The organism is Spiroplasma sp. ald (assembly GCF_044714355.1).
In the GTDB taxonomy this organism is placed as follows: domain Bacteria; phylum Bacillota_I; class Bacilli_A; order Mycoplasmatales; family Mycoplasmataceae; genus Spiroplasma; species Spiroplasma phoeniceum.
The window spans coordinates 1-7,102 of the sequence record NZ_RXFY01000056.1; the positions used below are offsets into that span (position 1 = coordinate 1).

7 protein-coding genes are annotated in these 7,102 nt (G+C 24.7%); 4 read left to right on the forward strand and 3 right to left on the reverse strand.

The genetic code is table 4. The features are described from left to right. The 3 genes from EHU54_RS03595 to EHU54_RS03605 all read left to right on the forward strand — a co-directional run. A partial coding sequence (locus EHU54_RS03595) for a hypothetical protein (protein ID WP_400248988.1) occupies window positions 1-998 on the forward strand: 998 nt, incomplete at its 5' end. Then, window positions 998-2,383: a hypothetical protein gene (locus tag EHU54_RS03600; protein WP_400248989.1), complete on the forward strand. Its 1,386-nt coding sequence runs from the start codon at window positions 998-1,000 to the stop codon at window positions 2,381-2,383. The genes EHU54_RS03595 and EHU54_RS03600, both read left to right, overlap by 1 nt. 126 nt (window positions 2,384-2,509) lie before the next feature. Continuing rightward, complete coding sequence (locus EHU54_RS03605; RefSeq protein ID WP_400248990.1) at window positions 2,510-3,208, forward strand: hypothetical protein; 699 nt, start codon at window positions 2,510-2,512, stop codon at window positions 3,206-3,208. 27 nt (window positions 3,209-3,235) lie between these two features. On the opposite strand, the gene EHU54_RS03610 is transcribed toward EHU54_RS03605, so the two are convergent. Together EHU54_RS03610 and EHU54_RS03615 are read right to left on the reverse strand one after the other, a co-directional pair. Beyond that, window positions 3,236-3,763, reverse strand: a complete 528-nt coding sequence (locus EHU54_RS03610; protein WP_400248991.1) for a lipoprotein — start codon at window positions 3,761-3,763, stop codon at window positions 3,236-3,238. Next, complete coding sequence (locus EHU54_RS03615) at window positions 3,748-5,754, reverse strand: hypothetical protein (RefSeq protein ID WP_400248992.1); 2,007 nt, start codon at window positions 5,752-5,754, stop codon at window positions 3,748-3,750. Before EHU54_RS03615 ends, EHU54_RS03610 begins: the two co-directional genes overlap by 16 nt. 445 nt (window positions 5,755-6,199) lie before the next feature. Between EHU54_RS03615 and EHU54_RS03620 the strand changes: the two genes are divergently transcribed. After that, on the forward strand, window positions 6,200-6,526 hold the full coding sequence (locus EHU54_RS03620; protein WP_400248993.1) for a S1 RNA-binding domain-containing protein: 327 nt from the start codon (window positions 6,200-6,202) through the stop codon (window positions 6,524-6,526). 39 nt (window positions 6,527-6,565) lie between these two features. On the opposite strand, the gene EHU54_RS03625 is transcribed toward EHU54_RS03620, so the two are convergent. Continuing rightward, window positions 6,566-6,874 (reverse strand): hypothetical protein, encoded by a 309-nt coding sequence (locus EHU54_RS03625; protein ID WP_400248994.1) that lies wholly within the window; start codon window positions 6,872-6,874, stop codon window positions 6,566-6,568. Window positions 6,875-7,102 lie beyond the last annotated feature (228 nt).

Genomic DNA, 7,102 nt, shown 5'->3' on the forward strand with positions numbered 1-7,102 from the left:
ATAACTTTTTAAAAATGCAAGACTTTACTAATAAGAATTGATATAACGAATATAAAATTAATAAGAATGGTAAAGGTGCATATTTTATTTTTGCTAATAATTCAAAACTTAATTTTATTACTATTGATTTTTATAATGACCAATATGACGAATTAGGTAATTTAGTATCTTGTACTTTTGATTATGACCCTTATATTAAAAATGACCAGAGTGTTTTTATTACTGAAAAATTAGAAATTGATTATGTAACTAAACAAGTTAAAGTTATTAGAAAGTTAAAAACACGATTATACAGTACTATTAGCGACTTATATATTGATGATACTAAATGAAATAACTATACAACATTACAAAGAGAAGAAATATTACCACTTAATTTTATTCCAATTGAAATTATTCCGAATAATCCTAATTTTGAACCTTCTGCTCGTTATGATAAACAATTCGCTAGTATTTTAGATATTATTTCTGAAAAGATAATGTTAGACCCATTATTAAATAGTGGTAAATTTACCATTAATACTAATGGAGTTACTGGTGTTGTTGACAAAGAAATTAGTAAAATGTTGGCTTCATTTATTGAAAATGACTTGTTATTAGTTGAAGGAGACCCTGATAGTAATTTTCAGCCAGTAGACTATATCGCTGGTAATTTTAAAGGTGAACAATTAACCAAAATATATGATTGATTATTAACTAATTATTATAAAATAAATCGCCATCATGTGCCCGCAATCGCTAAGGGAGCACAACAAACACAAGCCGAAGTTGCTGGTGTAAATATTCAAACAAACGCATCATACGAACAAATGATATATATTAGAGAAATTAAATTAACTGAATTTATTATTAAGTTAATTAAATATGATAATGCTATTTTAAACAGTAGAACATTTAATATTAAAAATATTGATGAGTTAATTGTTGATGTTCGCTTACCTGTGAATGCTACTTTGAACAGACAACTAAAAAATAACGAAGAAGGAGAACAAGAATAATGTTAAAACCATCTGAAAAAATGTTAGCACAATTAGCAGAAAATGATGAACCAATTGATTATTCAATTGATAGTATTCCTTTAGATTTTGCTACTCAATCGCAGTACAGCGACCCTGACTTAGAACAATTATTTACAGAAGACCGTGCAAAAACCTTATATATTTATAAAATTAATAATATTGTTAAGACAAACCAAAAACCAACCTTGAACTATTCTCAAAATAGCGTTAAAATTGGTTTTATTGATAAAGAAGAATATATTAAAATAAATGGTTATGAAATTAGTGATTTTAATTTTAAATTACAAATACAACAAAATACCACAGTACAAGATAATAGCACAAGTTATATCATTATTGATGAAAAAGATATTTTAATTAATGATATTTCAAAACAAAATAAAGAATTTTTAGAAACATTAGACTTAAAAATAGTATCTATTAATGAACCAATTAGCGAAGATAACAAAAATGAATGTTATATAATTGAAGAATATAAACGCCCTTATTCACCTGATGGTGTGGGTATTATTAAATCTACTCATTTAGTCAAAATAACTGACTTCAAATGAAAAAACCAAAATAGTATTCATTTAGTTTTACAAAAATCATTACCCGAAGATACAGTATTTACTGGGATTGAAATTAAATACCCTAAATCTATGCTATTTGGTAATATTAAGTGCTGAGGCAATGTCAATGGTGTTTATTCTTATCCATCATCAAATATTGAAAACGCTAGTTTAGTACCTTTACTATCAATGCCCATTGAAACAAACCCTAATGTAAGAATATTTCAGTATTGATTTACTGAAAGTTTTTTACCATGAAGTATAGCCAAAAACTATATTCAAGGAAAAGATATTTTAGATTTGGTAAATAAAAATGGTTTAGACAAAGTTTTATTAAATTATTTAACATATCGTTATAATTATGACCGTAAATTTCAAGGTGCAAAATATGATGAAAAAGGTAACCCTACCAATAAAGCGGCTGAACTACGCCAAAAATTCGAAGGACAAAAACCCGAAGATATTATTGATGGTTTATTTGAAAATTGAAAACTAGATAATCCTACATCTATTAATGACAGTGCTGTTAAAATATTTAAACAAGTTATTTATATGTTATCAAATTATACATATAGTAAATTTGCTATTAATAAAGGTTATAATGATGATATTAAATTAATTGCTCCTTATTATTTAAAACTAATTTCAAAACCAAATAGATTGGAAGAAGGATATTTTTATTTTTCAGATTGTCAAGTACAAATATATTCATTATATTTTGATTTTATTGGTTCTAATCCACCAATTCCAATAAATTATTGAAAAGAAATTAAAGCACAAGAAAAACCATTTAATCAAGTGGATAATAAATAATATTTTGCTATATGGAAACCTAATAATTCTATTTATTGAAAAATATCAAAATTTAAACACGATACAAATAATGGTAAAAAAATTGATGGTTGAGATCCATTAAAACCATATTATATTGATCTCTTTTTGTGGGTTTTTGAAACAAAAGAACAAGATTTATTAATAGATGATCAATCGGAAAGTAAATTAGAACGAATTTTTTGAAATCAAGATAAGGGACAAAATTTTAAAGCAGTTTATCGTTGGAATGGTGATGGTGAACCTCTTAAACCTCTAATTGATTCAAGCACTGGACAAATTATTGATTGAAATTTAAAACAACAAACAAATGTTAATAACAACAAAGATAATAAAATTAAAGTAATTGTTAAAAACAAAGATATTTCAGAAAACCATATTTATCAATTAGAAGCAAATTATTTTAACTGATTATCGATAACAAATGAATTAGAAAATAATAATATTCCTTCTCTTATTCCATCAGAAATTAAATTATCAGATGGAGAATATGGTAAATATTTAACTAATTTAATTGTTTCAAATGACAAAATAGAAAAATATTTAAATTATTTTTCTGAATGATATAAATTACTTTATTCTAAAACAGATTGAATTAGTACAATCGAATATTTAATTGATTATAGTATTAAAATAACTTTTGATAAAAAACTATTTAAATTAAATCAAATTGAAATATCAGGTATATGGGGTTATGGAAATTATGACATTACAATTTTTACAGAAAAAGAACAAATTAATATTAATAATTTACAATTATTTAATAAAAATAATGAAAAATTATCATTAATTAGATTAGAAATATAAAAAGTCATTTATTAAAATGACTTTTTATTATGTATTAACTTTTATATTACCATTTTTATCAATAATTAAATTAGGTAAATTAGTATCTTCTAAATTCCAACGATAAACTGCTTTAAAATTTTGTCCCTTATCTTGATTTCAAAAAATTCGTTCTAATTTACTTTCCGATTGATCATCTATTAATAAATCTTGTTCTTTTGTTTCAAAAACCCACAAAAAGAGATCAATATAATATGGTTTTAATGGATCTCAACCATCAATTTTTTTACCATTATTTGTATCGTGTTTAAATTTTGATATTTTTCAATAAATAGAATTATTAGGTTTCCATATAGCAAAATATCATTTATTATCCACTTGATTAAATGGTTTTTCTTGGGGTACTATTCATTCTAAAATACCATCTTTTGTATTTATATTGTTTTCTTCTTTTAATTTTGTTAATTGTTCTTTTGTATATTCGTGTATTTTAGGTTTATTATTACAAGCAATTAAAGATGTTGTACTTGTTCCTATTAAAGTGATTGTACTTAAAAGACTTAATATTTTTTTCATTTTTTTATTCTTCCTCATATAAAATAATTGCCAATTGTATTTGTAACAATTTTTCAACCATGATTAGGATTAGATAAAAAATGATTATTTATTTCTTGAAAATGATTGTAAATAATATTAATTAAAGTATTAATATCATTATCAGTAATTGACCCACTTCAGCCGCTATGGTCTTCTTTATGGAAATTAGTAATTTCTGATTTGATTTGATTTTTAAATTCTTGATAATTATTTGCGTTTTCTTGATAAATTTGTTTAATTTTATTTCATTTATTAATGTTAATATCTAACTTTAATTGATCATGAGCTAAAAATTTATAATATTTTTCAATTTCATTATATTGATTATGTGATTCATGTTTAACTGCTTGTGAATTACTATCATGACCACTTAATCATCAAATTATTGCCGTTCCGGCAATTACTAATCCACCGATTACTAATGATAAACCTAGTGTTTCTGGTGCTAAAGCCGCAGCAGTACCAGCTTCTGCTCCAATAACTGCTCCTTCTGTAGTAACAACTGCAGTTCCTTCTGCAACTGATAAAGTTTCAGCTGCTGTTAAACCTCCTTCTGATAATAGCGGCGTCATTTCAATAGCTTCTCCTGTTGCTTCTGCTCCAATAGTAGTGCTTGCTGAACCACCAACAGTTATTTTTGTTCCAACACCACTAATTCCGGCACCAATAGCAAATGTACCAATTGCTTTTAATTTATCAATAAAATCTTTTTTATCATTTTCAGATAATGTTTGAAAATGTTGATTTATTTCATTTAATTTTTGTTGTTTTTGTTCTTTTGAAAGATCATTATATTGCCTTATTACTTTATATATTTTTGAATTTGTTATTAGTTGATGTCCTCACCCATACAAATCTAAATGATAAATTTCACCAGTATTGTTTAAAACATATGCGCTACCTTTGCCGTCTAATTCAATATCAATTATTGGAAAATTTAAACCATTAAATTTATAAATTTTACCACAATTATTAAATCTTAAATAAACACCATTGTTTGTGGCAATATAAGTATCACCTTCTTTTAAATTTCCGCCTTTAGTATTTTTATCTAAAATTTTTATACGATTTAAATTAATAGAATGATTATTAGAATTTAAATTATTAAATTTAATAATCATTTTATTAATAATATTATTATCTGAATCAGGACTTGGTTCTGGTTTTTTTTCTTCTTTGCTTATTTTATTTTTTGTATTATTTAAAGTAAATTGAACGATAACACCCCCTAAATATCTAGTGCTATTTTCAATAGCATTAATTCTTGCAGAATTTGTTGTAATTTCTGATAAATTAATTTCATCTAAATTTATATTAGGATTATTAAAAACTAATGCTTGTAAAATTGTTTCTGGTAAATTATCTGGTAATTCACCTAAATTTGTATTTAATAAAAGATTGTTTAAATTTCTTGCTGGCTTTGGTGGTACTACAACATTACTTTGAATATTTCTTTGACTTTTTGGTAAAACTGTTGCATAAATTGGTTCTTCTATTTTAGTTGTTGGTGGCGTTGGCGGTGCTTCTTTTGGTCGTTGAATTTTATTTTTATTAGGTTGTAAGTTAACATCATTTGTTAAAACATTATAAAACATTGAATTGCCTATCATTCCTTGTGGGGAAATAGAAAAATATACCCAATCAACATCATCACCAATATCTACAGTATTTGTAGAATATGAGTGGGCAATTAAAGCCATATTATTATTTGGAATTCTGACAATTCTAATATCATTAACACTTATATTAGGATTTAATCTTACAATTGCATGCAAAATAGTATCTTCATAATTATCTTTTAATTCTCCTAAATCTTTATTTTTTATTAATTCATAAATAGATTTATATTTTTTCGGTTTTTGCCTTTTAACTCTAACATTATATTTTTTATAACAACTCACGGCAATGACATTTGGCATTGCCGTTCCGCTAATTGTTAATACACTCAATAAACTTAAAAGTTTTTTCATTTTATTATTTCCTTTCTTTAACCTTGAACTTTTTATCAAGACCTATTGACATTATATATATACAAGTCAAGTATTTTAAATCTATTTTAGAAAGGAGGTTATTTAGAATGATTATTATTGTGATTATTATATTGTACTATTCTGGGCTCGCGGTGATTTCCATAAGTTTTGCGAAAAATTACTTAAAGTTTAAAAAAACTTTTGCCGCGCTTTTCAAAATCCTTGGGAAAAATTCTAAGCGTTAAGCGAAGAATTTTATAAAAGTTCCCAAATTTGTTTGAAAGAACCTCAAAATCTTTTTTAACTTGTAAATTATTTTATCACAAAAATTTAAGAAAATCAACCACTTTAAGAAAATCAACCACTCGCCCAATTCCTGCAAATGATTTTTTATAGTCTTAATGATATAATTAAATTATTTAAAGAAAGGAAGTATATTTAATTTATGTATAAAAAAGGAAATAAAGTTAATGTTAAAATAACAAACGTTACACCTTATGGTGCTTTTTGTAGAGCAGAAAAGGCTGATGGTTTAATCCATATTAGTGAAGTTTCAGATTACTTTGTTAAAGATATTAAAGATTTTTTTGATATTGGTGATGAAATTGAAGTTGAGGTGTTAGATTTTAATAGAGTTAGAAAACATCTTAAATTAAGTTATAAAAATTGTCATCCTGAACTATTGAAAAATGATGATGGTAATGAAATACAAGAAAAATTACCTAGTTTAGAAAAGTCATTAAATACTAATTATTTAATAAATAAAAAGTAAATAAAATTTATAAATGTTAGAAGGTTTTAAAAACCTTTTTTATATTCCCATTTTAAAACGATATGGATAAGAACCATAAAACAAAGCATCATATGGGTCATGATACATTTTACTGTCGGGGGTGTTTGTTTTGGTATCACTAAACCTTAATTCACTAATACACTTATCTAAAAACGGGAAATTATTTAATATGCCATATATTTTGCCTTGGACAAACATTTTTCTTATTCATGTTACACGATTGATTATACCCGCTTCTTTATTCAACGAAGTTTGATGTTTTTTGGCTTTAAACATTTTAATTTTATAGCCTAAATAAGGGTAAATATCTTCTTGTAATTTTTGCATAAAGTCATGGACATTAATATCATAATGAAATGTTGCATATTCAAAACCATCAAATTTATCAAAAGTATTGATTATTTATTCATTGTCCATAATGTTCAACTATTTCATTTAAATTCATTGCGTTTTTTGGGGTAACAACATTTTCTTGAATTAAATATTTATCATATTCATTATTTTCATTAATTTTATAGCCACTAAATAAAAATACAGTGTGGTCTTCACTACCAT